The organism is Streptosporangium roseum DSM 43021 (assembly GCF_000024865.1).
In the GTDB taxonomy this organism is placed as follows: domain Bacteria; phylum Actinomycetota; class Actinomycetes; order Streptosporangiales; family Streptosporangiaceae; genus Streptosporangium; species Streptosporangium roseum.
In genome coordinates this window covers 6274572-6299931 of sequence record NC_013595.1, presented here as the reverse complement: position 1 = coordinate 6299931, position 25360 = coordinate 6274572, and the positions used below count along the sequence as shown (strand labels likewise).

At 71.9% G+C, this 25360-nt stretch carries 20 protein-coding genes and 1 pseudogene; 6 read left to right on the top strand and 15 right to left on the bottom strand.

Annotated features, from left to right (window positions below; translation table 11 throughout):
* Window positions 1-14 precede the first annotated feature (14 nt).
* Together SROS_RS27710 and SROS_RS27705 are read left to right on the top strand one after the other, a co-directional pair.
* Window positions 15-2324, top strand: a complete 2310-nt coding sequence (locus SROS_RS27710; RefSeq protein WP_012892236.1) for a xanthine dehydrogenase family protein molybdopterin-binding subunit — start codon at window positions 15-17, stop codon at window positions 2322-2324.
* 457 nt (window positions 2325-2781) lie between these two features.
* Complete coding sequence (locus tag SROS_RS27705) at window positions 2782-3123, top strand: histone-like nucleoid-structuring protein Lsr2 (protein ID WP_012892235.1); 342 nt, start codon at window positions 2782-2784, stop codon at window positions 3121-3123.
* A gap of 524 nt (window positions 3124-3647) precedes the next feature.
* On the opposite strand, the gene SROS_RS27700 is transcribed toward SROS_RS27705, so the two are convergent.
* From SROS_RS27700 to SROS_RS27685, 4 genes are all read right to left on the bottom strand, one after another.
* Window positions 3648-4811 (bottom strand): acyl-CoA dehydrogenase family protein, encoded by a 1164-nt coding sequence (locus tag SROS_RS27700; protein ID WP_012892234.1) that lies wholly within the window; start codon window positions 4809-4811, stop codon window positions 3648-3650.
* Entirely contained in the window at window positions 4808-5995 is a 1188-nt protein-coding gene (locus tag SROS_RS27695) for a CaiB/BaiF CoA transferase family protein (protein ID WP_012892233.1), read from the bottom strand. The genes SROS_RS27700 and SROS_RS27695 overlap by 4 nt, the downstream gene beginning before the upstream one ends.
* A gap of 184 nt (window positions 5996-6179) precedes the next feature.
* Window positions 6180-7646 carry an FGGY family carbohydrate kinase gene (locus SROS_RS27690; RefSeq protein WP_012892232.1) on the bottom strand — a complete coding sequence of 489 codons (1467 nt, stop codon included), beginning with the start codon at window positions 7644-7646 and terminating at the stop codon, window positions 6180-6182.
* A 109-nt stretch (window positions 7647-7755) separates the two neighbouring features.
* Window positions 7756-9507, bottom strand: coding sequence for a glycerol-3-phosphate dehydrogenase/oxidase (locus SROS_RS27685; protein ID WP_012892231.1), 1752 nt, complete (start codon window positions 9505-9507; stop codon window positions 7756-7758).
* 122 nt (window positions 9508-9629) lie between these two features.
* On the opposite strand from SROS_RS27685, the pseudogene SROS_RS27680 reads away from it, so the two are divergent.
* Window positions 9630-10867 (top strand): annotated as a pseudogene (locus SROS_RS27680) (RNA-guided endonuclease InsQ/TnpB family protein); the annotation flags it as partial.
* 32 nt (window positions 10868-10899) lie between these two features.
* Here the strand turns inward: SROS_RS27680 and SROS_RS27675 are convergent.
* The 11 genes from SROS_RS27675 to SROS_RS52385 form a co-directional block, all read right to left on the bottom strand.
* Window positions 10900-11931, bottom strand: a complete 1032-nt coding sequence (locus tag SROS_RS27675; RefSeq protein ID WP_012892229.1) for a DUF2804 domain-containing protein — start codon at window positions 11929-11931, stop codon at window positions 10900-10902.
* Window positions 11928-13361, bottom strand: coding sequence for an NAD-dependent succinate-semialdehyde dehydrogenase (locus SROS_RS27670; protein WP_012892228.1), 1434 nt, complete (start codon window positions 13359-13361; stop codon window positions 11928-11930). The genes SROS_RS27675 and SROS_RS27670 overlap by 4 nt, the downstream gene beginning before the upstream one ends.
* A complete protein-coding gene (locus tag SROS_RS46260; protein WP_012892227.1) occupies window positions 13358-14038 on the bottom strand; it encodes a GntR family transcriptional regulator in 681 nt (226 codons plus the stop codon). Before SROS_RS46260 ends, SROS_RS27670 begins: the two co-directional genes overlap by 4 nt.
* Before the next feature lie 16 nt (window positions 14039-14054).
* Window positions 14055-15215, bottom strand: coding sequence for a mandelate racemase/muconate lactonizing enzyme family protein (locus SROS_RS27660; protein WP_012892226.1), 1161 nt, complete (start codon window positions 15213-15215; stop codon window positions 14055-14057).
* Window positions 15212-16081 carry a carbohydrate ABC transporter permease gene (locus SROS_RS27655; RefSeq protein WP_012892225.1) on the bottom strand — a complete coding sequence of 290 codons (870 nt, stop codon included), beginning with the start codon at window positions 16079-16081 and terminating at the stop codon, window positions 15212-15214. The genes SROS_RS27660 and SROS_RS27655 overlap by 4 nt, the downstream gene beginning before the upstream one ends.
* Window positions 16075-17031, bottom strand: a complete 957-nt coding sequence (locus tag SROS_RS27650) for a carbohydrate ABC transporter permease (protein WP_012892224.1) — start codon at window positions 17029-17031, stop codon at window positions 16075-16077. Before SROS_RS27650 ends, SROS_RS27655 begins: the two co-directional genes overlap by 7 nt.
* Window positions 17028-18386 carry an ABC transporter substrate-binding protein gene (locus SROS_RS27645; protein ID WP_012892223.1) on the bottom strand — a complete coding sequence of 453 codons (1359 nt, stop codon included), beginning with the start codon at window positions 18384-18386 and terminating at the stop codon, window positions 17028-17030. Before SROS_RS27645 ends, SROS_RS27650 begins: the two co-directional genes overlap by 4 nt.
* 69 nt (window positions 18387-18455) lie before the next feature.
* The gene (locus tag SROS_RS27640) at window positions 18456-19586 is read right to left on the bottom strand and encodes a zinc-binding dehydrogenase (protein ID WP_012892222.1); all 1131 of its coding nucleotides are present in this window, start codon (window positions 19584-19586) and stop codon (window positions 18456-18458) included.
* 301 nt (window positions 19587-19887) lie between these two features.
* Window positions 19888-20364 carry a low molecular weight protein-tyrosine-phosphatase gene (locus SROS_RS27635; protein ID WP_012892221.1) on the bottom strand — a complete coding sequence of 159 codons (477 nt, stop codon included), beginning with the start codon at window positions 20362-20364 and terminating at the stop codon, window positions 19888-19890.
* A 73-nt stretch (window positions 20365-20437) separates the two neighbouring features.
* A complete protein-coding gene (locus SROS_RS27630; RefSeq protein ID WP_218919708.1) occupies window positions 20438-21541 on the bottom strand; it encodes a YihY/virulence factor BrkB family protein in 1104 nt (367 codons plus the stop codon).
* Between the two features lie 163 nt (window positions 21542-21704).
* A complete protein-coding gene (locus tag SROS_RS52385) occupies window positions 21705-22946 on the bottom strand; it encodes a styrene monooxygenase/indole monooxygenase family protein (RefSeq protein WP_012892219.1) in 1242 nt (413 codons plus the stop codon).
* A gap of 412 nt (window positions 22947-23358) precedes the next feature.
* Here SROS_RS52385 and SROS_RS50010 point away from each other — a divergent pair, with 412 nt between their 5' ends.
* The 3 genes from SROS_RS50010 to SROS_RS27610 all read left to right on the top strand — a co-directional run bounded on the left by SROS_RS50010 (window position 23359) and on the right by SROS_RS27610 (window position 25247).
* The gene (locus SROS_RS50010; RefSeq protein ID WP_081453236.1) at window positions 23359-23643 is read left to right on the top strand and encodes a hypothetical protein; all 285 of its coding nucleotides are present in this window, start codon (window positions 23359-23361) and stop codon (window positions 23641-23643) included.
* A 174-nt stretch (window positions 23644-23817) separates the two neighbouring features.
* Complete coding sequence (locus tag SROS_RS27615) at window positions 23818-24255, top strand: hypothetical protein (protein WP_012892217.1); 438 nt, start codon at window positions 23818-23820, stop codon at window positions 24253-24255.
* Window positions 24252-25247, top strand: coding sequence for a phosphotransferase family protein (locus SROS_RS27610; RefSeq protein WP_012892216.1), 996 nt, complete (start codon window positions 24252-24254; stop codon window positions 25245-25247). The genes SROS_RS27615 and SROS_RS27610 overlap by 4 nt, the downstream gene beginning before the upstream one ends.
* Window positions 25248-25360 lie beyond the last annotated feature (113 nt).

Genomic DNA, 25360 nt, shown 5'->3' with positions numbered 1-25360 from the left:
CTCACAATCAGGCCATGAGCGATGGTCATCCGTACGTCGGCGCCCGGGCTCCCCGCCGCGAGGACTCCCGCCTGCTGACCGGGCGGGGGAGGTTCGTCGGCGATGTCCGCCTGCCCGGCATGGTCCACGCGGTGGTCGTCCGCAGTCCCATAGCGCACGGGCGGGTGACGCGACGCGCCGTCGAGGCCGCCCGCGCGGCCGACGGGGTGCTGGACGTCGTCACCGCCGAGGACGCGGCCACGGTCCGGCTGCCGTGCGTGTCCCTGGCGCCGGGACAGCGTGAGAGCTCCTACCCGGTGCTGGACGAGGTGATCCGCTACGCCGGTCAGCCGCTCGCCGTCGTCGTCGCGCGGACCGCGGAGGCCGCCCACGACGCGGCAGGGCTGATCGGCTTCACCTTCGAGGAACTGCCCGCCGTGATCGGGGTGGAGACGGCGATCGGGAGCGACGCCCCGCTGCTGTATCCCGGCTGGGGCACCAACCTGGTCACCGACTTCGCGGTCGGCGACACCGACTGCGAGGAGGCGATCGCGGGCGCGGCCCATGTCGTGGACATGACGTTCCGGCTCGGTAGGGCCGCACCCAGCCCGGTCGAGCCGCGCGGGATCGTGGCGGCCTACGCCGAGGAGGCGCTGACGATCTGGGCCGCCACCCAGGCCCCCCACCACGTGCGCGACCACGCGGCCGAGGCCCTCGGGCTCTCCCACCACCGGGTGCGCGTCATCGGACGCGACATCGGGGGAGGGTTCGGCGCGAAGGAGCACCTCTATCCCGACGAGGCGCTGGTCTGCCTGGCCGCGATCCGTCTCGGCCGCCCCGTGACGTGGACCGAGTCGCGCAGCGACCACCTCGTGGCCACGCTGCCCGCCCGGGACGCGGTGCACCGGGGCCGGCTGGCGCTGGACGCCGACGGCCGTTTCGTCGCCCTGCACTGCGACATCCTGGGTGACCTGGGCGCCCACCCGTCGAACGTCGGCATCGCCCCGATGGCCGTGTCGGCCATCATGCTGCCCGGGCCGTACCGTTTCGACAGGGCGGGGGCCCGCCTGCGGGCCGCCGTCACGACGACCACGCCGACCGGCTCCTACCGGGGGTTCGGCCAGCCCGAGGTGACCTGGACCAGGGAGCGGCTGATCGACGAGGCGGCGCGGCGCCTGGGGCTCGACCCCGTCGAGGTACGGCTGCGCAACATGATCGGCCCCGAGGAACTGCCCTACGCCACCCGCACCTGGCAGTCCTACGACTCGGGAGACTATCCGGGCACCCTGCGGACGCTGCGCGATCTCGCGCGGGCCAGGCCGTCGCACGACGGGCGCAGGCGGGGGGTGGGGTTCTCCTGTCACGTGGAGGCCACCGGCATGGGGCCGTCCATGGGGATGAAGGCGGCGGGTCAGGCCGCCGGCGGGTTCGAGACCGCGATCGTGCGGATGGATCTCGACGCCTCGGTCGTCGTGCACGCCGGGGTGGCGGGGATGGGGCAGGGCATCGAGACCACGCTGGCCCAGCTCGCCGCCGACGCGGTCGGCGTGCCGCTGGAGCGGGTCCACGTGGTGCTCGGCGACACCTCCGCCACGCCGTACTCCTCGGTCGGCTCCATCGCGAGCCGCTCCCTCGTGGTCGGCGGCGGAGCCCTGAACCGGGCGGCGGACCTGCTGCGCGACAGGATCGTGGCCATCGCCGCCCACCAGCTCGAGGTGGCTCCGGACGACCTGGAGATCATGGACGGCGCCGTACGGGTGAAAGGCGACCCCGTCGCCCACCGGACCCTGAGGGAGATCGCCACCTCGGCGTGGCGCGGCTGGGACCTGCCCGAAGGGATGGCGCCGGGCCTGGAGGAGCGGGTCACCCACGATCCCAGCGCCTACACCTACGCCTACGGCGCGCACGCGGCGGCCGTGGCCGTGGACGAGGAGACCGGGGCCGTCGAGGTCGAGGGCTACTGGGTGGTCGGCGACTCCGGCGTGCTGGTCAACCCGGCGATCGTCGAGGGCCAGCTGAGGGGCGGGGTGGCCCAGGGGATCGGCATGGCGCTGACGGAGGAGGTCGTCTACTCCCCGGACGGGCAGCCCTCGGCGGACTACCTCCTGCCGACGGTGCGGGAGATCCCGGAGATCGCGGTCGTCCTGATGGAGACCCCGTCCCCCATCACGCCCGGCGGTATGAAGGGCGCGGGCGAGGCGGGCACGATCGGCCCGCCCGCGGCCGTCGGCAACGCGGTGGCGGCGGCCCTGCCCGAGATCGCCGGCCGGATCACCGCCACCCCGCTGACCCCGCAGACCGTGTGGTCCCTGCTCGGCGCGGGCGGTCGATCCGGAGACGTTTGACGGACGGGCCGATTCCGGGAATGCGGTTCAGGCGGATCTGACCGGCAGGCCCCCGGAAGAAGATCCCCCGGGTCTCATCGGCGGGCCGCCGAAAGAGGGTTTAGAGGTGGCCGATCGGCGTACCGCCGAAAGAACTCGGCCCCCATAGCGGGGCCGGCACACTAACCGGACTGCGCGGGCCTCGGTCTTTCCTTACTTCTCTGTTGCCATCCGCTTCACTTCCAGGGCATGAGGAGACGGGCGGGCATCTGATCCGGATGAGACCTTGAGGCGGCTTCTTGGGACTCTTGGCTCTATGCCACATAGTCTTTTGGCTGATATTGGTTTCCCTGTCCGCCCGCATGGAATTGCAATGAAAGAGAAGATGTCCTGGAGCGACTAAGCACCTTCGCCCCGCAGCGTCTAGTGGAGCCGCTAAGGTACCGCCAGCATCTAAACGTCGTTTTGGAGGATGATCATGGCCAAGCAGATCGTGGAGACTTTCATCGACGACCTTGACGGTGGGGTGGCAACGGGAACCGTCGCCTTCGCCATCGAAGGTTCGTCCTATGAGATCGACCTGTCGGAGGAGAACGCGGACAAGCTGCGTGCGGTGCTCGCGCCGTTCATCACCAAGGCCCGTCCGGTGCGCCAGGAGCGCCCGGGACGTGGCCGCCGGCTCAGCGCCGCCGGTGGGCGTGCCCTGGACCGTGAGAAGAGCGCGGCGATCCGCACATGGGCGAAGGAGCACGGCCTCAACGTCAGCGAGCGCGGCCGGATCGCCTCGAAGGTCGTTGAGCAGTACGAAGCGGCACATTAGCCGGCAGAGAGGCTCTCCCGCCTGAACGGGGGCGGGGAGCCTCTTTCCGTCCGCCGTTGCGGCGACCGGCGGTCCTTGGGGCTGGTTTCTGCCGGTTGCATTCGTGTCTGTGATTATCCTGCGCTTAATCCTGTTCATGGTCCGGGACGGTCGGCGTGCTTGTGGAAACCGGCGGGTGCGTAACCGGAGCGGGCTTAACTCGCCCGGCGGGCACGTACCGGCCGGCCGAGTTAAGCCCGCTCCGCCGCCAAACCGGCGGAACAACTCCAGAACCGCCGTCCGGCGACGGCGGCGAGGTGGAAGATCCCCCGTGAAATCGTGGTGGCGCCCCCCGGCGGAACCGTGGCGGCGCCCGCTTGCAGAACCGGTGCACAAGCCCGCGGATTAATGGTCCATGGAAACAGAGAAAACCCTCTCTCTGCGGAGAGACCCGGAGAGAGAGGGTTTTCTCCGCGCCGCCCGCCGAGATCGGGGCGGCCCGGGTCACCCCGGTGGCCGGCCGGAGCCGCCCCGTCCGGCCGGGGTCAGCGGAAGGCAGAGTGGCCGGTGACCGCCCGGCCGAGGGTGAGGGCGTGGATCTCCGCGGTGCCCTCGTAGGTGGCGACGCTCTCCATGTTGACCATGTGGCGCATCACGGGGTACTCAAGCGTGATCCCGCTGGCCCCGTGGACGCTGCGCGCGGTGGCGGCCACCCGCTGGGCCGCGCGGACGTTGGCGAGCTTGCCGAAACTGACGTGCGAGGGGTGGGCCCGTCCCTCGTCTTTGAGGCGGCCGATCCGCAGGGCGGTCAGGCTGGCCTGGTTGACGTCCACCAGCATGTCGGCGATCTTCCCCTGGGTCAGCTGGAAGGCGGCGATCGGCCGGCCGAACTGGGTGCGGGTCTGCGCGTAGTCCAGCGCCGCCTCGAAGCAGTCCCTGGCCGCTCCCGCCGCGCCCCACACGATGCCGAACCGGGCCTCGGACAGGCATGTCAGCGGGGCCTTGATGCCCTCGGCGAGAGGCAGCGCCGCCTCGTGCGGGAGCCGTACGCCGTCGAGGACGAGTTCGGAGGTGATCGAGGCCCGCAGCGAGAGCTTCCCGTGGACCACGCCGGCGGACAGGCCCGGGGTGCCCCGGGGGACGAGGAACCCGCGGATGCCCTCCTCGGTCTGGGCCCATACGACGGCGACGTCGGCGACCGCCCCGTTGGTGATCCACATCTTGGTGCCGTCGAGGACCCAGTCCGTCCCGTCCCTGCGGGCCCGGGTGCGCATCGAGCCGGGGTCGCTGCCCGAGTCGGGCTCGGTCAGGCCGAAGCAGCCGAGGGCCTCGCCGGCCGCCATGCGCGGCAGCCACTCCAGCTTCTGCTCCTCGGACCCGAACCGGTGGATCGCGGTCATCGCCAGCGAGCCCTGGACGGACACCAGGCTGCGCAGCCCGCTGTCCACGGCCTCCAGCTCGCGGCAGGCCAGCCCGTAGCTCACCGCGTTCGTGCCCGCGCAGCCGTACCCCTCCAGGTGCATGCCGAACACGCCCAGCGCGCCCAGCCCCTTGGCCACCGCGTGCGGGTCGGGGATGGTGCCGGCCTCGAACCAGCCGGCGACGTGCGGCAGGAGTTCGGCGCGGCAGTAGTCGCGTACGGCGTCGCGGATCGCTCGCTCCTCGTCGTCCAGGTCGCGGTCGACTTCCAGGAAATCATGCGGGTTCAATGGGGCCTCGCTTGGTGAACGGCTTGATGGATGACACCCTCCCGCTGCAGGAGGGCGATGCGGTCGTCGGTGACGCCGAGCTCGGCCAGCAGCTCGTGGGTGTGCTGGCCGAGCAGCGGCGGGGCAACGATGTCGCGGTCGGCGGGGACGCTCTCCAGGGTGAATCCGGTGCGGACGAGCTCCAGCGGGCCCGCGGTCGGATGCCGGACCTGGAGGGTCGCGCCGTCGGCCGTCCGGATCGCGTCCAGGACGCCCCGGATCTTGCCGGCGGGGACTCCGGCGGTGCCGAGCAGCGCGATCCACTCGTCCACCGGACGGGTCGGGAAGACGGCGGCGAGTTCGGCGATCAGCGCGTCGCGCTCGCGCACGCGCCCGGCGTTGGTGCGGAAGCGGGCGTCGGTGCCCAGGTCCTCCCGCCCGATCGCCGCGCACAGGGCGCGGAACAGCCGGTCGTTGCCCACGGCGACCACGAACCGGCCGTCGGCCGCCTCGAACGTCTGGTAGGGCACCACCGTCGGGTGCGCGTTGCCGTAGGCGAGCGCCTCCTCGCCCGAGACCAGCGCGCTCTGCGCCACGTTGACCAGCCCGGACAGCGCCGAGCCTATGAGCGACACCTCGACCCGCTCGCCCTGCCCCCGGGTCGCCCGCCGGTGCAGCGCGCCCAGGATCGCGACGGCCGCGTTGAGCCCGGCGAGCACATCGGTGATCGCGACGCCGACCTTGCTCGGGGTCTCGCCGGTGATGTGCATGTAGCCGCTCTCGGCCTGGATCGTCGCGTCGAAACCCGGCCGGTCGCCGCCCGGGAACCCGATGATCGAGCAGTACACGACGCCCGGGTTGGCCTGCCGTACCGACTCGTGCCCGACGCCCAGGCGCTCGGCGACCCCGGGGCGGAAGTTCTCGATGACCACGTCCGCGTCCGCGCACAGCCGCTGGGCGATCTCGCGGCCGGAGGGATGCTTCACGTCGAGCGCGACGCTCCGCTTGCCGCGGTTGACGGCGAGGTAGTAGGCGGCCTCGCCGCCCGCGTACGGCGGGCCCCAGGCCCGGGTGTCGTCGCCGTGCTCCGGATGCTCCACCTTGACCACGTCCGCGCCGAGCTCGGCGAGGATCATGGTGGCGTACGGCCCGGCCAGCACCCGGGAGAAGTCGGCGACCCGGATCCCGGCGAGAGGGCCCGTCACCGCCCCTCCCGCCGGCCCGGAGCGGCCGGCGCCCGCCCGTCCGGACGGAGGACCGGGCCGCCGTGCCGGGGCCGCCGGACGGGGGAGGGGGCCGGGCCGCCGTGCCCGGAACACCAGGCCGGGCCGCCGTGCCCGGAACACCAGGCCGGGCCGTCGTGCCCGGAACGCCGGGCGGGGGGCGGGTTCACGACCCGAACCGCCGGGTCGCGTCCACCGCTTCGAGCCAGCGCCGGTAGCCGTCCTCCGGGATCTCGCGAGGCGAGAAGACCCGGCCGCCGCCCCTCACCTCGGCGACCTCCGCCAGATCGCTCCAGACGCCGCCCGCCAGGCCGGCCAGGAAGGCGGCGCCGAGGGCGGTGGCCTCGGTCGTCTCCGGCCGCACCACCGGCCGGCCCAGGAGGTCGGCCTGGATCTGGCAGAGCAGGTCGTTGGCCGCGGCCCCGCCGTCCACCGCCAGGTGGGATACGGGGATGCCCGCCGTACCGCTGACGGCCTCGACGACGTCGCGGATCTGGTAGGCGATGCCGTCGAGGACGGCCCGGGCGAGATGGGCGCCGGTGGTGCCCCGGGTGATGCCCAGCAGGGCGCCTCTCGCCCGCGGGTCCCAGTGCGGGGTGCCGATGCCGGTCAGGGCCGGAACGAAGATCAACCCTTCGCTGTCGGGCACGGACGCGGCCAGCCGCTCGCTGTCGGCGGAGTCGCCGATCACGCCCAGCCCGTCGCGCAGCCACTGCACCGCGGCTCCGGTGACGAACACCGATCCCTCGACGGCGTACTGGACCGGGGCGCCGCCGAGCTGCCAGGCGACGGTGGACAGCAGTCCCGCGCCGGCCGGGGCGATCCGGTCGCCGGTGTTGACCAGCAGGAAGCTGCCCGTGCCGTAGGTGCACTTCATCGCGCCGGGCGTGAACGCGGCGTGGCCGAACAGCGCGGCCTGCTGGTCTCCCGCCACCCCGCAGATCGGCAGGTCCAGCCCGAGGAAATGACCGGGCGCGGTACGGCCGAGGAGCGCGCTCGACGGGACGATCTCCGGCAGCGCGGCCTCCGGCACGTCGAAGAGCTCGGCCAGCTCCGCGGACCAGCCGGCCGTGGCCAGGTCGAACAGGAGGGTCCGCGAGGCGTTGGACGGGTCGGTGACGTGCAGCCGCCCGCCGGTGAGCCGGGCCAGCAGGTAGGAGTCGACCGTGCCGATCGCGACGCGGCCCTCCCGCACCCCGGCCCAGACCTCCGGGAGGTTCCCGCGCAGCCAGGCCAGCTTGGTGGCGGAGAAGTAGGGGTCCAGCGGGAGTCCGGTGAGCTCGCGGATCCGCGGCTCGTGCTCCCGGAGCCGGTCGCACTCCCCGGCGGAGCGGCGGTCCTGCCAGACGATCGCCCGGGTCGCCGGCCGCAGGGTCGCGCGGTCCCACAGGACGACGGTCTCGCGCTGGTTGGTCAGCCCGACGCAGGAGATGGGGACGGCCGCCGCGGCGAGCGCGTCCGAGCAGGCCTGCAGCGTGGCGGTCCAGATCTCGTCCGGGTCGTGCTCGACGAGGCCGGGCGCGGGGAAGTGCTGCGGGAACTCGCGGTGGCCGCGGGCGAGGACGCGCCCGTCCTGCGCGATCACGAGTGAGGTGACGCCGGTGGTCCCGGCGTCGATGGCCAGAACGGTCATACGGCGCCTCCCCGGAGGCCGGTCGGTTCGGTGGTGCGGTGGCGGGCCATGCGGCGTCTCCTCTGAGGGCGGACCGGGCCGGTGGCGTCGTGAGCGGTGCGGTGGTGGATCATGCGGCGCCACTCCAGCGGTTGGTGAGGTCGGCGAGCAGCGGGACGAGCTCGGCGTCGTCCGAGGTGGCCAGCGCCGAGCGCGTCACGTCGGCCGCGCGCGCGTAGCTTTCGGCCTGCTCGGCGGCCCAGTTCCCGGTACGGCCCAGCGCGCCCGCCAGCAGCCCGGCCACGTGCGGCGCGGCGCCCGCGCCCCCGTCGGCCGTCTCCAGGCCGGCCCGGCTGCGGCGCCGCAGCACGTCGTCGACGGTCATCGCGGCCTCGTGCCGCGCGGCGTACAGGACCTCGGCCGCCAGCAGCGACGGCGCGCCCGGCACGGGCTCCAGCAGCGCGGGGTCCCGGCGTCCCATGGCGAGCAGCGCGGGGTAGTCCGAGCCGTAGCGCCGCGCCAGCCGTTCCACGGCCTGCACCGGGAGCCCGGCGGCCAGGGCGGCGGAGTCGCGGCGGGCCCAGGCCTGGGCGAAGCCGCTGGAGCCCACGAGCCCGAGGTGCTCGGTGGCGGAGGCGCGGGGCGCGGGCAGCCCGGCGACGGCGGCGTCGACCGCGTCGCGGGCCATCACCCGGTAGGTGGTGAGCTTGCCGCCGGCCACGACGACGCAGCCGGGCGCGACCTCCCTGACCACGTGCTCGCGGCTGATCGCCTGGGTCTTCTGCCGGTCGGGCTGGTCCACCAGCGGGCGCAGGCCGGCGTAGACGCCGAGCACGTCCTCGGGGACCAGCGGCTCGCGCAGCCAGTGGTTGGCCTGCTCCAGCAGGTATCGGACGTCGGCGCCGGTGGGCAGCACCGGGCCGGGACCGATCTCCCACGGGGTGTCGGTGGTGCCGAGCAGGACGACGTCGCCGGTGGGGATGACGAACAGCACCGAGCCGGGCGTCCGCGCGATCAGGGCGCTGTCCATCGGCAGCCGCTCGCGGGGGAGCACCAGGTGCACGCCCTTGGAGGCCCGCACGCGCACCTGACCGGTGCCGAGCATCTTCTGGGTCAGTCCCGACCAGGGGCCGGTCGCCAGCACCACCCGGCGGGCGCGGACGGTGAACTGCTCTCCGGAGAGGGTGTCGGTGCAGGTGGCCACGGTGTGCCCGGGGCGGGTGGCCAGGCCGGTGACCTGGACCCGGCTGAGCACGGTGGCGCCCTCACGCGCCGCCGTACGGGCCAGGGCGAGCACCAGCCGGGCGTCGTCGACATGGCCGTCGTCGTAGGACAGCGCGCCGACCGCGGCGTCCGGGCGGAGCTGGGGCGCCTGCCTGAGCAGGGCCCGCCGGGTGAGGTGGCGGTGGCGGCGGAAGCCGTGCCGGTCGCCGATCCCGGCGAGGGCGTCGTAGAGGGTCAGCCCCGCCCCCACGTAGCCGCGCTCCCACACCCGGTGGGTCAGCGGGTACAGGAAGGACATCCGGCGCACCAGGTGCGGTGCCAGGTCCTGGAGCAGGCCGCGCTCGTGCAACGCCTCGCGGACCAGCCCGAACTCCAGCTGTTCCAGGTAGCGCACGCCTCCGTGCAGCAGGCGGCTGGAGTTGCTGGAGGTGCCCGAGGCGAGGTCGCCGCCCTCCAGCAGGGCGGTGGTCAGGCCCCGGGAGGCCGCGTCGAGCGCCGCTCCCGCGCCGGTGGCGCCGCCGCCGACCACCAGGACGTCCAGGAGGTCGCGGGTCAGCTCGGTCAGGTCGCAGTCGCGGCGCAGCGGGTCGAGCGCGGCGCCGGCCCCGAAGGGGAGCCCGGCCGCGAACGGTTCGAGCCCGTCGTGTGCGGATGTCATCGAATCTCCTTGAGCGTGGAGACCCTGGGCTTCAGCCCTGGGGAGGAAACGCGGAACAGGGCCGCACGGGATTTTCTCGAACACGCGTACGGCCCCGGCCGTGCTGCGTCATGATGTGCGCCATGGCGCAGCGTGTGAAGCGGGCCTTCACCTACCGCTTCTATCCGACCCCCGAGCAGGCCGAGCAGCTTGCCCGGACCTTCGGCTGCGCCCGCCTGGTCTACAACAAGGCGTTGGAGGAACGCAGCCGCGCCTATGCCATGGAAGGCCGGAGGGTCTCCTACGGGGAGTCGTCGGCGATGCTGACCGCCTGGAAACGCACCCAGGAGCTGGCGTTTCTGGGTGAGGTGTCGTCGGTGCCGTTGCAGCAGGCCCTGCGCCACCTGCAATCGGCGTTCACCAACTTCTTCGCCAAACGGGCCGCCTATCCGCGGTTCAAGTCCCGTAAGAAGTGCCGGCTGTCGGCTGAGTACACCCGTTCGGCGTTCACCTGGCGCGACGGGGAGCTGACCCTGGCGAAGACCGGCGTCCCGCTGGACATCGTGTGGTCGCGGCCGCTGCCCGAGGGGGCCGAGCCGTCCACGGTGACCGTGAGCAGGGATGCGGCCGGCCGGTGGTTCGTGTCGATTCTGTGTGAGGACGCGGTCCGCCCGTTGGAGCCTGCCGACGGCGTGGTAGGCCTCGATGCCGGGGTCACCTCCCTGCTCACCTTGTCGCGGCCGATCCCCGGCCTCACCGACGCCGCCGGGAAGGTCGCCAACCCCCGTCACGAACGCGCCGACCGCGCCCGGCTGGCCCGCGCGCAACGCGCCCTGGCCCGCAAGGAGCGGGGCTCGAACAACCGGGCCAAGGCGAAGGTGCGGGTCGCGCGGGTGCACGCCCGGATCACCGACCGGCGCCGCGATCACCTGCATAAGCTCACCACCTCGATCGTCCGCGAGAACCAAGTGGTCGCGATCGAGGACCTCACCGTGGGAAACCTGGTGAAGAACCACCGTCTGGCCCGCGCCATCTCGGATGCTTCCTGGCGGCAGGTGCGGGCCATGCTGGAGTACAAAGCGCGGTGGTACGGCCGGGAGCTGGTGGTCGTCGACCGGTGGTTTCCCTCCTCCAAGCTCTGCTCGGCCTGCGGGGTGGTTGCCTCGTCCATGCCGTTGGAGGTGCGGGAGTGGGTATGCGCGGCTTGTGGCGCGACTCATGATCGGGATGTGAACGCCGCCAGGAACATCCTCGCCGCTGGGCTGGCGGAGAGGTGAAACGCCTGTGGAGCCGGTGTAAGACCTCAAGGGAGATTCCTCCTGGCGGGCGACTGGCGGTGAAGCAGGAAATCCGACCTGTGAGGGTGGGAGTCCCCCGGCTTCAGCCGTGGGGAGGAAGTCAACTCTCGCTCCCTCACCAGCGCCGCTGCACTTCTTCGGCCCAGCCGTACAGGTCGTCGATCTCGACGGCGGTCCCGTCGTCGGCGACGACGGTGCCGCGGTAGTGGCCGAAGGCCTGGTCCTCGCGGCTGTGCAGGTAGAGCCGGGTGATGTCGGCCGACCGGACGTGCTCGGGGACGAACTCCAGGTCCACCCGCTCACCCGTGATCTTCCAGGGCGCCATCCAGTCGGAGGTGTCGTAGCGCCAGACCAGCTCTTCGCTGATCTTGTGCAGCCGGCCGTCGAGGAACAGGCCGTTCTCGACGCTGCCGGTGCCGTCGGTCCACTTGCCGCCGATCTGGACGCCGACCTCGCGCCCGCGGGACCGCCCGGCCGCCGCGCCCCAGTTCCACAGGACGTTGCCCGGCCAGCGGCCGCGCCCGTGGTCCAGGGTGGCCAGGGTGTCGTCGGCGGAGAGCCTGATGCGGCGGCCGTTGACGACCAGCGTGCCCTCGGCGGGCCGTCCGAGGTCCTTGACGGTGTACTGGAAGCGGCGGGAGGACCAGGGCACCACCACCGCCAGGCTGTCCCTGCCCTCGATCCGGTGGACCATCAGGTCGGCGTCGAACTCGGGCGACTTCAGCCGGAGCCGGGTGCCCTCGGCGGTCTCGTCGACGGCGATCCTGAGCGGCCCCTTGCCGATCCGGACGCTGCCCTCGCCGCTGCGCTCGGAGAAGGAGGTGCCCCGGCTCGGCACGATGAGGCTCCGGCTGGAGACGTCCTTCCTCGTGGTCCGGTCCAGGTACCACGCCCCCTCGCTGGCCAGGTAGTCGAGGCTGGAGGCGCTGAAGGCGAAGACGTGCTCGGGGCTGGTCAGGCACCAGTACTCCCAGCGCATCGTCCGTCCCCAGCCGCGGATGTTGGCCCGGTGCAGGGGGGTACGGCTCCAGCCGACGGCGGCCGGGTTGAGGCGCCCGTCGGGACGGCAGAGGTCCACGCGGCTGGTGATCTCCCGCTCGGTGACCCGGCGGGAGACGTCCTTCGCCGGGGCGGCGTCGCCGGTCATCGGCCCAGCCCCACGCTGACGTACTTGTACTCCACGAAATCCTCCACTCCGTGATGGCCGCCCTCGCGGCCGTATCCACTGCCCTTGACCCCGCCGAACGGCCCCTGCGGCGGGGCGAGCGGGGCTCCGTTGACCGAGACGATGCCGAACTGCAGGTCCTCGCAGACGCGCACGACCCGGGCCAGGTCGCGGGTCCACAGGTAGGCGGCCAGGCCGTACGGCGTGGCGTTGGCCCTGGCCACGACCTCCTCGGTGGACTCGCCGTCGCCGAAGGTCAGGACCGGGGCGACCGGGCCGAAGGTCTCCTCCCGGCACAGGAGCATCTCGTCGGTGACGCCGGTCAGGACCGTGGGCGGGTGGAGCCTTCCGGGCCCCTCCCGGCGGGTCGTCGCCAGCCGGGCGCCGTGCGCGAGCGCGTCCTCGATGTGCCGCCGGACCTTGGCGAGCGCCCGGTCGTCGATCAGCGGGCCCATCGTGACGCCGGGGTCCGCGCCGTTGCCCACGGTGATCGCCTCGGCCAGCTTGACCAGCTCGTCGGTGAACTCCGCGGCGACGGACTCGTGCACGTAGATCCGGTTGGGGGACGTGCAGGCCTGGCCGGCGTTCATGAACTTGCTCCGGGCCACGCCCGCGGCGGCGGCGGCCACGTCGGCGTCGGGGAAGACGAGCACCGGGGCGTGGCCGCCCAGCTCGACGCTGAGCCGTTTGACGTCGTCGGCGCTCTGCCGGATCAGGTTCTTGCCGACCGCCGTCGAACCGGTGAACGAGATCTTCCTGACCCGCGGATCGGCCATGATCGCCTCGGCGAACTCCTGCGGCCGGGCCGTGGTGACCAGGTTGAACACGCCCGGCGGGAAGCCCGCCTCGGTCAGGCACTCGGCGACCGCGACGGCCGACAGCGGGGTGAGCTCGGAGGGTTTGAGCACCACCGTGCACCCCGCGGCGAGGGCCGGGCCCAGCTTGCGGGTGATCATCGAGACCGGGAAGTTCCAGGGGGTGATCGCCGCGACGACGCCCACCGGTTCCGGAAGCAGCCAGATGCGGGTGTCGGTGCTGGTGGAGGGGATGGTCTCGCCGTACACGCGGCGCGTCTCCTCGGCGGCCCACAGGAGGTGGTCGGCTCCCGCGACCACCTCGCCGGTGGCCTCGGCCAGGGGCTTGCCCTGCTCGGCGGTCATGACCGCGCCGATCGCCCCGGCCCGTCCGGCCAGCAGCTCGGCGGCCCGGCGCATGATCGCGGCGCGCTCGTGGGCGGGCATGGCGCGCCAGGCGGGGAGCGCGGCGGCCGCCGCGTCGACGGCCTCGACCGTCAGCCTCCCGTCGCAGTCGGCCACTTCGGCGATCGTCTCGCCGGTCGCCGGGTCGGTCACCGGGAAACGCGCCGCCGCGTCCCGCCAGCGCCCTCCGACGAGGGCCTGTCCTGTCTTCATGTCTCACCGTCCATCGCTTCGATCAATGCGTTCATCGCGGCCGTCTCGTGGGCGTGCTGCAGCTCGCTCGCGCGGGCGATGTCCCCTTCGACGAGCGCGTCCCTTATCGCCACGTGCTCGGCGTGGGATTTGGGAAGCCGCCAGGGGACCAGCCGGAAGCCGCGCTGGGCCGTCTCGGTCTTCGACCACAGGCCCACCAGCATCCGGTGCACCAGCCGGGACTGCTCGGTGTCGCAGATCAGCGAGTGGAACCGGCGGTTCAGCCGGGCGAACGAGGCGACGTCGCTGGTGTCGATGGCCACGGCCGAGGCCGCGAGGACCTCGTCTATCGCCAGCAGCCGCTGACCGCTGAGCGGGGCCGGGTGGAGCTGGAGGGCCAGGGAGGCCAGCGCGGCGCGGATGCCGTACAGCTCCCGCACGTTCTCCACGGTGAAGTCGGCGACCACCGCGCCGATGTGCGGGCGCTCGACGAGCCACTCCTCGGAGACGAGCTGCTTGATGGCCTCACGTACCGGGGTGTCGCTGATGCCGACGGCCTGGGCCACCACCCTGGTGAGGATCTTCGTGCCGGGCGGGGTCTGGCCCGACATGATCATTTGCTTGATGTGCTCGGCCGCGAGCTCTGCCTTGGTGCGGAACGGCTGCGGCCGCTCCGGTGGGGGGAACATCTCTGTCATCGGTCTCAGACACCCCTCAGACCCGTTGGACGGTCAGCGGCTCGATCGCCGCGTGGTCCAGCTCTACACCCAGACCGGGGAGCTCCGGAACGGCTACCAGCCCGGTGGAATCGGGCAGGAGCGGCTCGGTGAGCATGACGTGGAAAACCTCCGGAATGATCACTGGAGGATCGTAGGGGTATTCCAGCCAGTCGCAGTTGGGCAGCGCGGCGCACAGCTGCAGGTTGCCCGCCACGCCGAGCCCGGTGGCCCAGGCGTGCGGGATGACCCGGCGGTGCCTGGCGGCGGCCATCGCGCCGAAGTCGCGCAGGGCGGCGATGTCCTCGCTCTCGTTGGCGTCCGGCTGGTAGATGGTGAAGCAGTCGTCCTCCAGCATCCGGACGAGCTGGCCGATGCCCCGGTTGTGCTCGCCTCCGGCGATGGGGATCGGCGAGGCCGCGGTGAGCTCGCGCAGCGCGCGGTAGTCGTGGCGGGGGAGCGGCTCCTCCAGCCAGGCGACGCCCAGGTCGGCCAGCTCCCGCGCGGTGGTCAGCGCCCTGTCGAAGTCCCACAGCATGCGGCTGCCGTCGGGCCGGTAGCGCCAGCGCGCCGCCGCCTGGTTGGCGTCCACCATGATGGCGACCTCCGGGCCGACGGCCTCGCGGACCGCCGCGACCTGGGCGACGTCCTCGGCGATCGTGTCGGCGTGGACGCGCAGCTTCACCCCGGCGAAGCCCTCCGACACCACGCGCAGCGCGTCCTCGGCCCGCTGCTCGGGAGCGCGGACCTCGCCGAAGCTGGCGTAGGCGCGGACCTTGCCGGCGTGCCCGCCCCAGAGCTTGTACAGCGGGCGGCCGCAGGCCTTGCCCACCGCGTCCCAGACGGCCACGCCCACCACCCACGGGCGCGGGAAGACGTACTCGGCCACGTAGCGCAGGTGGTTGGCGATGTGTCCGGTGGCGAACAGGTCCATCCCGACCAGCCGGGGCCGGATCCATCCCCTGATGGTCTCCAGCAGCAGCGGCCCGGTGTCGTGCCCCATGTCGCCGCCCGCGACGCCGATCACGCCCTCGTCGGTCTCGACCTCGACAATCACGGCGGACATGCTCCGGTGGGCGCCCTCGGGAGCCCACGACGGGACGAACGGGCGCGGGTAGGGCAGCTCGATGAGGCGTGCCCGGACATCTCGGATTCTCATCCCTTGGTCGCTCCGTCCGCGAGGCCCTTGATCAGGTACTTCTGCACGGCCAGGGCGAAGATCACCACGGGAAGCACGGTGAGCGTGCCCACGGCGGCCAGGGGACCCCAGAGCCCGCCGTGCTCGGTGTCGGCCGCGATCCCCGCGATGGCCACCGGGATGGTGACGGCCTTGTCGTTGGTGAGGATCAGGGCGAACAGCAGCTCCTCCCAGGCCAGGATGATGCAGAAGATCAGAGTGGAGACCATTCCGGTGAGGCTGCACGGCACGATGATCCGGAAGAACGCCCCGAACCGGGAGCAGCCGTCGATCATCGCGGCCTCCTCCAGCTCCTTGGGCAGGCTCTTGAAGAACGCGCGCATCAGCCAGACGACGTACGGGACCAGGAAGGTCACGTAGGCGAGGATCACGGTGATGTACTGGTCGGTCAGCCCCATCTTGCGGGCCACCAGGAACATCGGCACGACCAGCGCGATCGGCGGCACCGCGCGCGAGGCCAGGATGAGGCCGCCCACGACGCCCGCGCCGCGCATCCTCATGCGGGACAGCGCGTACCCGGCCATCGACCCGGCGACCATCGAGATGATCGACGCGCCCGACGCCACGATGATCGTGTTGATCATGCGAGGCAGGATGCGGGCCTGGTTGAAGTAGCTGACGTAGTTGTCGAAGGTGACCTGGCTGATCCACTTCGGCGGGACGGTGAAGATGTCCTTGGGCAGCTTGAACGAGATGCTGACCATGTAGATCACGGGGTACAGGAAGGCCAGCGTGACCAGGATCGCGGCGGCGATCGTCGCGATCCGTCCCAGGCTGCTCCGGCCGGCCCCGCGGCCCTTCGGCGCCGGGGCGCTGGTGCTCACCATCGGTTCTCCAGACGACGGCTGATGCGGAACAGAAAGTAGGTGATGATCATCGTGATGATCAGCACCATCGTGGCCATCGAGGAGGCCGAGCCGAACTCCAGGCTGCGGAACCCCTTCTCGTAGATGTAGAGGTTCACCACGTTGGTGGCGTTGCCCGGACCGCCCTTGGTGGCGGCGAGCGCGATGTCGAACATCTTCACCGCGCCGAGCCAGCGGACCACGAAGGCCGCGGCCATCACCGGCACCAGCAGCGGCAGCGTGACGTGCCACATCGTCTGCCACCGGGTGGCGCCGTCGGACTTCGCCGCCTCGTACACGTCACCGGGCAGGGCCATGATCCCGGCCGCGGCGATGAGGACCACGAACGGCGTCCACCGCCAGGTGTCGATCAGGATGACGCTGACCATGGCGAGAGTCGGGTCGCCGATCCATTCCACCGGCCCGACGCCGACCAGGCCGAGCGTGTAGTTGACCACACCCCAGAGCGGGTCGAGCAGCATCCGCCAGATACCGCCGGCCACGACCGGGGCGACCACCATCGGGATGAGGAACAGCGCGCGCAGCACGCCACGGCCCCGCCACGCCACGTTGAGCAGGAAGGCGATGGCGAACCCGAGGACCATCTGCAGCGGCAGCGCGATCACCAGGTAGATCCCGGTGACCTTCAGCGACTCCAGGAAGCCCGGGTCCCTCAGGACCGCCTCGTAGTTCTTCCAGCCCACCCAGCCGGTGGGCTGGAAGAGCGCCAGGTCGAAGTCGGAGAAGCTCACCCACAGCGTGTAGATGATCGGATAGAGCAGCATGCCCGCCAGCAGGACGAGCGCCGGGGTCATGAACAACCACGCGGTGCCGGGCTCGCCGAGACGGAACCGCCGTCCGGGGGTGTTCCCGGAACCCCGGACGGGGGCCTTGGCGGCCCCCGTCCGGCGTGCGGGAGTGGAGACACTCACTGCTGGTAGCCCTTGGACTTCAGCAGCTCGGTGACGTCCTTCGCCGCCTGGTCGATCGCCTGCTCCGAGGTCGCCTGGCCGGACATCGCCCGGCTCGTCTGCAGAGCGAGGATCTGCTGGACCGCGTCGGACTCGGGGAGCCGCGGGCGCCACATCTTGTTCTTGTCCACCACGGTGTAGCCGTCCTTGAGCGCCTTGTAGACGGGGGCGGCCCACTCGGCCGGCGGGGTGCCGTCCAGCGAGGAGTTACGCGCCGGGAACGTCCCGAACGCGCTCCCGGTGAACTTCTCGCCCTCCTTGGAGGTGACCCACTGCAGCCACGTCCACGCGGCGGCCGGGTGCTGGGACTTCTTGGCGATGCCCGCCGACCAGACACCGCGGTGCGCACCCGGACCGGCCGAACCCGCCGGAAGGGTGGTGACGCCGACCTCCTCGGGCGTCAGCGTGGTGGACGCCTTGTCCACCGCCGAGCCCTTGTAGACGCTGCCCCACATGAACATGGTGGCGGTCCTGCCCTGGCGGAAGGCCTCGAGCGGCTCGTTGAACTGGTAGGTGCTCGCTCCCGGCGGGGCGTACTTCAGCAGGTCGACGTGGGTCTGAAGGGCCTTCACGCCGGTCTCGTTGTCGAAGGCGACCTTGAGGTTGTCATCCAGCAGCGCCACGCCGTTGGAGTTCAGGACGGTCTGCCAGATCGTCGGGGTGAGCGGGTCCTTGGTGAAGTAGGTGCCGATCGCCCAGGCGTCGGTCTTCCCGTCGCCGTCGGTGTCCTGGACCAGCTTCTCGGCGTCCTTGAAGTACTGCTCCCACGTCGTCTCCGTGGTGGGTTCCTGGACCCCGGCCTTCTTGTACAGCGTCTTGTTGTAGAGCATCAGCAGCAGGTTGGAGCGGACCGGGACGGCGTACTGCTTGCCGTCCCACTGGCCCGCGGCGAGCGGGGAGGGGTTGAAGTCGGCCCAGTCGTAGCCCGGGTCGGTCCACTTGGTCACGTCGGCCTTGAGGTCCATCAGGCCGCCGGTCTTGGCGAGCTGCGGGACCCACGGGTCGTCGCCGAGCACCACGTCGTACGTCGCGGTGGGCCCGGTCAGCTCCAGCATGGTCTTGGGAAGCTGGTCGTTGTACGGCACGCCGTCCACCGAGACCTTGATGTTCGGGTACTTCTTGTTGAACTCGGGGACCAGCTGGTCCTGCCACTGCTTGGCGAAGGCGTCGTTGGCGATGACCCTGATCGACACGGGGTTCTCCGCCGTGCCGAGTCCGCCGCCGTCGGCGGAGACCTCGGGTGCCGTCGAGCCGCAAGCTGTGATCGTCAGGCCGAGCGCGGTGGCTGCCGCGGCCAGCCGGAGGGAACGGCGCATGGCCGGTCCTCCTCTCAAAGGGGGCTGTACAGGAAGGGAAGAGGGGGTCAGGGAAAGGGAGGGGCGGGTTCAGGCGGTGGGGTCGATCGCGAGTTTGACGATCTCCCGGCCGTCGAGGGGCGAGCCGCCACCGAGGGCGGCGAGGGCCTCGCCCACCCGCTCCAGCGGCACCCGGTGGCTGACCACACGGTCGTACGGCCAGCCGCCGCGTTCCAGGATGAGCAGCGCCTGGTGGTAGCGGCGCAGCATGTCGGGGCCGGCGCCGTAGACGCCGGCGATGGTGATGTCACGCTTCAGCAGGTCGCTGAAGGGGTTGAAGGGCACCGTCCCCCGGTCGGTGAAGTTGCCCAGTTCGGCGAGCACGCCGCCGTCGGCCACCAGGCCGATGGCCTCCATGAAGGCCTCCGGCGAGCCGCTGGCGCCTATCACGCAGTCCGCCCCGGGCGAGCCGAGGGCGTCGAACACCGCGCTGCGGCGCTCGGCCACGCCGGTCAGGTCGTGGATGCTCACCGTCGCGTCCGCCCCGAGCGCGGCCGCCAGCTCCAGCCGGGCGGCGGGGGCCCCCACCGCGACGACCCGGTGCGCCCCCGCCGCGCGGGCCGCGACCACGGCCATCAGCCCGATCGCGCCCACGCCCTGGACGACCACGGTGGAGCCGACGCCGACCGAGCCCCGCTCGATCCCGTGCAGCGCCACCGACATCGGCTCCTGCAGGACCGCGACCTCGGGGGGCAGGTCCGTCCGGTAGAACACCGTGCCGGCGTTGGCGGCGTGGAGGTATTCGGCGAACCCGCCGGTGAGGTGCGGCGGGGTCGTCACCGGAGACTTGAATCCGTAGGAGGGCCGCCGGTCGGGGCAGTTGGCGGGGCGGCGCCGTACCTGGCACTGGTAGCAGCGACCACAGCTCAGCGCGGGGAAGACGCCGACGCGGTCGCCCACGGCCACGGGGCGGCCGCCGTGGTCGGCGGTCACCCCCTCGCCGAGGGCGGCCAGGGTGCCGACGATCTCGTGTCCCAGCAGGGCGGGGAAGGTGACGCTGGCCAGGCGCCCCCGGGAGATGTGCGCGTCGGTGCCGCAGACGCCGCACAGCTCCAGCTTGAGAACGAACTCGCCCGGACCGGGCTCCGGCACGGCGTAGGACCGGATCTCCACCGCGCCCGCGGCGTCCACGACGATCGCTGCTCGCGCCGCTGTGCTCATCCGGTTCCCTCCATATTCTGGATTCTGGATTCTATAGAATATGGAGGGAACCATAAGAGACCCTCACGGAGGGGTCAAGAGCATGGTTGGCTCTGTTACCGGGATGTTTCACACTTCACCCGGGCGCCCACCCCGGCGCGGCGGCCATGGGGGCGCCCGGTGGGGCGGCCCGGATGGCGCTGGGCGGGCAGCGGGGCGCCCGGCGGGGCGGGCCGGACGGCGTTCGGCGGGGCGATGTTCGGCGTGCCGGGCCGGGCGGCGTTCGGCGGGGCGGTCCGCGCCGTCGCCCTGGGGATCGTCCTCAGCGGCGCAGAGTCCGCGACAGGTGCTCGGCGAGTCCCTCGGACGCGGCCCTGACCATCTCCAGCACGTCGGCGAAGCCCTCGCGGTCGCCGTAGTAGGGGTCGGGCACCTCGGCGCCGGGCGGCGCGGCCGGATCGAACGAGCGGAACAGCCGCACGTCGGAGCCGGCCGGGGCCAGGCGGCGCAGAGCCCGCAGGTTGTCCGTGTCCATCGCCAGCACCAGGTCCACCTGCCCGAACCAGCCGGCCAGGAACTGCCTGGCCCGGTGCGAGGAGCCGTCGTAGCCGTTGTCGGCCAGCATCGCCGAGGCCCGCTCGTCCATCGGGTGGCCCTGATGCCAGCCGCCCGTGCCCGCGCTGTCGACCGAGACGACATCGCCCAGCCCGTGGTCGGCCAGCGTCTTCCTCAGCACGACCTCGGCCATCGGGGAGCGGCAGATGTTCCCCATGCACACGACGCATACGCGGTAGCTCATCCAAACAGGATGCCGCCTGCCGGGCCGTGCGCGGACCCGGCGGTTTCCCGCCGTCCGGCGCGATCGCCCCCGGTCAGCCGGCGCGCTCACCGGCGTGGCCGCGGGCCGCCGCCGCGGCGCCGCCCCGCCGGCTCCCCGCCTCCGATGCCCGGTCCCGGCCCTCCCGGCGCCTGCGCCAGAGCCGCGCCAGTTCCCGCACGGCCGCGCCGACCGCCGCGCCGACGGCGCCCACCAGGGGCTCCCGCTCCTCCTCGGCGGTGGGCCCGGGATCCGGTTCGACCGGCCCCGCGCTCCCGCCGCGGCACGCCTCCAGCTGCGCGGCGAAGGCCAGCCCGAGGAAGAGTGCCATCGAGCTGAGGAAGGACCACAGCAGCAGTGCCATGACGGCGGTGAGCGGGCCGTAGGTGGCGCCGAAGGTGCCGCTGCGCTCGGTGTACAGGGCCAGCAGCAGGGTGAAGACCGTCCACAGGACGAGTGAGACCAGGGCGCCGAACGCCAGCCAGGTGTGACCCGGCTGCCTGCGCCGGGGGGCGGCGCGGAACAGCACCGAGGCCGACAGCAGGGCCAGCAGGAATCCGACCGGCCAGCGGACCAGCGTGAACGCGTCCATCATGCCGTCGTTCCAGCCGTAGACCTTGGCGAGTGCCCGCCCGATCGCCCCGCCGCCGACCATCACCACGAAGCCCACGGTCATGAAGGCGCCGGCGGTGACGGCCATCAGCAGGGCCTTGCCGTACTTGCGATGGAACGGCCGGTCGCGTTCCACGCCGTATATGCGGTTGGCCCCGCGCTCCACCTGGGCCATGGCGCTGGTCAGCGAGAACAGCGCGGTGGCCAGGCCGAGCCACAGGGCGAGGGTCCCTCCGGTGTGGCCCGCCTGCCGGTGGCTGTCGGCGAGCACGTCCTTGACCGCCTCGACCCCGGCCCCGGGAGCGATCCTGCTCAGGGTCAGCTCCAGCACCTGGCCGAGCTGCTCCTGGTTGAGCACCGAGCTCAGCCCGACCAGCGCGATGGCGCCGGGGATGATGGACAGGCAGATCTGGAAGGCCAGTGCCCGTGAGTTGGTCATTCCGTCGCCGTATCTGAATCTGGCGAAGGAGTCACGGATGAGGTGCCAGCGGCCGTACCTGCGCAGGGTCGTCCACGCGTGGTCGGCCGAGAGCTCCTCGCCGCTCATGCTCCGTGTCTGCGGCACTTTCGTCGCGGTTCCCATGTCGGGAGAGCGGCTACCCAGGAAGCGACTTTATGAACCAATTGCCCGATAATGACCTTTCTGTGGTCGTCCGGAGCCCGCTCTCGCGGTCCGGCGCGCCCGGGACGATCCGATCGGCAGGGCGGGGTCATGACGCCGCGGGCAGGGAGACCTCCGAGGCGGCCAGCAGGGCGTCGACCTGGGCCGGGTCGGAGAACACGGCCCAGGCGGCGACGGGGTCGCTGAACAGGTTGACGAAGCGGTCCGCCAGGCCCCTGTCCACGGCGGCGCCGGCGAAAAGCCGGAAGACGTGCTCGGTGGGCGGCTGGAGGAAGGAGTTGCTCCACTCGGTGACCGGTCCGGCGACCCGCCACATCTCGGCGGCCACGGAACGGCCGAACTCCTCCCCGTACGGCCCGCCCCCGGCGATGGCCTCGGCGGTCACCCAGGCACAGTGCGAGCCGAGGTTGGCGCCCTGGCCGGTGATCGGATCGTTGGTGATCCAGGCGTCGCCTATGGCGAGGGCGACCCGCCCGGTGGAGAGCTTCGCGACCGGTGTGCGGACCACCGGTGTGACCGCGCCCTGGAGCAGGTCGTCGGGACCGAGCGGGGCGAACGAGCCGGAGTCGATCCGCTCGGCGATCCGCGGCGCGTGCTCCGCCAGCACCTTCTCCAGCGTCCGGGTGAAGGCGCGCGGGTCGTCCGGGTAGGAGAGCCGGGTGAAAGGCTCCAGCGGGCCGCCCGGGATCGCCTCGACCAGCATCCCGGCGGCCAGGCCGTCCCGCGTCCACATCGGCATCTGGAAGATCTCCCCGCAGCCCGGCGAGACGTTGTAGCTGAAGCCCGCCGGAGCGATGCCGGTGTAGAGCCCCGCCAGCAGCGACCGCTGCGGGCGGTCGTAGGGAGAGCGGCGGTCGTCGCGGGGGAACAGCTCGGCCACCGAACGCCGCCCGGCCGCCACCACGATCAGCTCGTGGTCCGCCGACCACGTCTCGACCTCCGCCGCGCCGGGGGAGCCCTCCGTCACCACCAGCCGCCCTCCGCGGGAGGTGAAGTCGTCGAGGAAGGCGGGGATCAGGAGACGGAAGTCGAGCGCGTGGAAGGGGTGCTCCAGCGAGCCCTGGAACTCCAGCGGCGGCTCGCCCTTGATCGAGATCTTCGCGGTGTCCGACAGGCTGACGGCCGGCGTGAAGTGCTCGCTGCCCAGTGCCTGCTCGCGGGCGCGGGTGGACTTCATCCGGGCGACGGTGTTGGGCAGCCGGCTCCGCCTCATCTCGTCGGCGGAGCTGTCGGCGTAGAGGGTCACGTCCACGCCGAGCTGCTGCAGCCGCAGAGCCAGCGTGAGACCGGAAATCCCGGCGCCGACGACGCCGATTCCCTTGGAGGTCATGTGTTTCTCCCTTCTCCTCCTATTGCGCCTCATTGCTCTTGGCAGGCGATTGGCGGGCGATTGGGGAGGATTTGACCTGCGATTGACCCGGCGCCGGCCGCGACGCGGTCCGGCGTGAGCCGTCCCGGGCGATGGCGTCCTGTCCATGGTCAACGCCGTGTCCCCCCTCGCTGACCCGGCTGCGACCAAGCTCAGGGATGTGTCAGCTGATCGGCACGAGACCGCAAGCCGGGCGCGCCGCTCACGGGGGTGTGATGCCCCGCGGGCGTAGACAGGATTCCTGTCATCACCGACATAGGAGGTTCCAATGCATGCGCGTTGGATGAGAAAAACGAGTCAGAATCGCCGTCAGGAACTGACGGACCGGCGACAGCGGCGCGGACGGGCGTCCCGCGTCCGGCGCCTTGCGGCCGTGGCGGCCACCGCGATGGTGGCGGCGGCGGCGATGGCGGTGACGTCCGAGGCCGTCACCGCCGCGCAGGCTCAGGAGCTCGCCCACGTGGCCGGCTCGGGCAACGCGTCGGTGATCGACACCGCGACCCCCACAGTCGGCCCCCACGGGGCGGCCGTCGTACGTGTCGAGGTCACACCCACGTCCACACCCACGTCCACGGCTACACCCACGGCTAAACCCACGGTTACGCCCACGCCACGCCGCTCGAAGACGCAGAACAATAACAACAACAACAACGCCTGAGCGTCACGGTCCGATGCGATCTCGTAAGAGGTGAGCCTCCGGCTCCGAGTGCTTTCCCGCGGCCGTCCAGCCCCCAGGGGCAGGGCGTGCCTCCGGGGAGCTCGCGCATTGAGTCAGGCTGCCTTGACGTCAAGAAGGCTTGACGTCAAGGCAGCCTGACGAAACACTGGGGTCATGTCCACTCCAGACGAGCTCGAACGCCAGTTCACGCTGTTGACCGCGGTCGCGCGCTATGACGCGCTGCGTGCCCGTGACGCCCTGGCGTCACCGGCCGATGAGGACGACTCCCCGCTCGCACCTCCTGACCCCGGCGCGGAGCCCCTGACGCGGGGCGAGGCGCTGGAGCTTCTCGCGCTGGGCGAGGTGATCGCGCGGAAGGCGGGCTACGGACGCCAGCTCTCCGTGCGCTCCGCCCGCCGGGCAGGTGCTCCGTGGTCGCAGATCGGCGCCGCCCTGGGAACCAGCAAGCAGGCGGCTTGGGAAGCGCACAACCGATGGATCGACGAACAGGCCAGGGAGCACCGGCGCGAGGGCCACTGGGGCTGGGACGAGGACGACGTGGCGGCCGCCCGCATGCTCGCCGGCGACCCCGACGGTGAGGAAGCGGAATGAGATTCCAGCCGATCGAGCGCAGCGCGCAGGCGTTCCAGCGGCCGGTGACCGGGGAGGAGATCCAGTCGATCTGTCACCGCGTCTTCGGCGCCGAAACCCGTGCCGTCTCCGCCGTCGAACTGGGCCTCGGGATGTACAACACCACCTACCGCGTCACCGTGACCGGGCAGGAACGACCGGTGATCCTGCGGATCGCCCCGGAGCCGGAGCGGCAGTTCCGGTCCGAGCGGCAGCTGATGCGCAACGAGTACGCGAGCGTGCCGTGGCTCACGGCGATCGCGCCGCTGATGCCGCGGGTGATCGCGGCGGACTGGTCGCACGAGGTGATCGGCCGGGACTGGATGGTTCAGAGCCTGCTCGACGGCGTGCCCGCCCCGGAGCGCCTCGGCGCCTATCCGCGTTCGGCCCGGCCCGGCTTCTTCCGGCAGATGGGCGCGATCGCCAAGACGGTGCACGCGGTGCGCGGCCCGCACTTCGGTCCCGTCGCCGGGCCGCCGCACACCACCTGGAGCCAGGCGGTGATCGCGTCTCTGCAGGACATCACCGCCGACCTGGACGGCCTCGGGCTGGACGCCGCAGACCTGCGCAAGGTCACGGCCGTCGCCGCCGAACATCACACGGTCCTCGACGAGATCACGGAGCCGCGCATGCTCTCCGGCGACCTGTGGACCGTCAACGTGATGCTCGACGGCACGGCCCCGGAGCCCGTGATCATCGGCGTGCTGGACATGGACCGGACCCTGTGGGGCGATCCCTCGGCGGACTGGACGATCCGGATGGCGCTGGCCAGGCCCGGCACCGAACGGGACGCGTTCTGGGACGGCGACGGCTACGGCGCGCCGGATCGCTCTGCCTCCGCGGTGTGGCGCTCGCGGATCTACGAGGCCCGCCATATCGGGGCCATCCGCCTGGAGCGCCACCGCCTGGGCAACGCCGAGGGCCTCCGCGGCACCTACGACGACCTGGCGTCGGTGCTGGCCGAGCTGACCTGACCGCGGCCCCGGGAACGGCGTCCAGGCTCAGCCGGTGCGGCCCCGTCCCCTCGACGCCCGACACGATCTCGGCGGACAGCACGTCGGGCCCGGCCACCCGCGGTGGCCGCTCA

Excerpts from the sequence above, each read along its gene's own strand:
- SROS_RS27710 (WP_012892236.1), top strand. The coding sequence starts at position 15 with ATGAGCGATGGTCATCCGTACGTCGGCGCCCGGGCTCCCCGCCGCGAG.
- SROS_RS27705 (WP_012892235.1), top strand. The coding sequence starts at position 2,782 with ATGGCCAAGCAGATCGTGGAGACTTTCATCGACGACCTTGACGGTGGG.
- SROS_RS27690 (WP_012892232.1), bottom strand. The coding sequence starts at position 7,646 with ATGACCGTTCTGGCCATCGACGCCGGGACCACCGGCGTCACCTCACTC.
- SROS_RS27685 (WP_012892231.1), bottom strand. The coding sequence starts at position 9,507 with ATGACATCCGCACACGACGGGCTCGAACCGTTCGCGGCCGGGCTCCCC.
- SROS_RS27675 (WP_012892229.1), bottom strand. The coding sequence starts at position 11,931 with ATGACCGGCGACGCCGCCCCGGCGAAGGACGTCTCCCGCCGGGTCACC.
- SROS_RS27670 (WP_012892228.1), bottom strand. The coding sequence starts at position 13,361 with ATGAAGACAGGACAGGCCCTCGTCGGAGGGCGCTGGCGGGACGCGGCG.
- SROS_RS46260 (WP_012892227.1), bottom strand. The coding sequence starts at position 14,038 with ATGACAGAGATGTTCCCCCCACCGGAGCGGCCGCAGCCGTTCCGCACC.
- SROS_RS27660 (WP_012892226.1), bottom strand. The coding sequence starts at position 15,215 with ATGAGAATCCGAGATGTCCGGGCACGCCTCATCGAGCTGCCCTACCCG.
- SROS_RS27655 (WP_012892225.1), bottom strand. The coding sequence starts at position 16,081 with ATGGTGAGCACCAGCGCCCCGGCGCCGAAGGGCCGCGGGGCCGGCCGG.
- SROS_RS27645 (WP_012892223.1), bottom strand. The coding sequence starts at position 18,386 with ATGCGCCGTTCCCTCCGGCTGGCCGCGGCAGCCACCGCGCTCGGCCTG.
- SROS_RS27640 (WP_012892222.1), bottom strand. The coding sequence starts at position 19,586 with ATGAGCACAGCGGCGCGAGCAGCGATCGTCGTGGACGCCGCGGGCGCG.
- SROS_RS27635 (WP_012892221.1), bottom strand. The coding sequence starts at position 20,364 with ATGAGCTACCGCGTATGCGTCGTGTGCATGGGGAACATCTGCCGCTCC.
- SROS_RS27630 (WP_218919708.1), bottom strand. The coding sequence starts at position 21,541 with ATGAGCGGCGAGGAGCTCTCGGCCGACCACGCGTGGACGACCCTGCGC.
- SROS_RS52385 (WP_012892219.1), bottom strand. The coding sequence starts at position 22,946 with ATGACCTCCAAGGGAATCGGCGTCGTCGGCGCCGGGATTTCCGGTCTC.
- SROS_RS27615 (WP_012892217.1), top strand. The coding sequence starts at position 23,818 with ATGTCCACTCCAGACGAGCTCGAACGCCAGTTCACGCTGTTGACCGCG.
- SROS_RS27610 (WP_012892216.1), top strand. The coding sequence starts at position 24,252 with ATGAGATTCCAGCCGATCGAGCGCAGCGCGCAGGCGTTCCAGCGGCCG.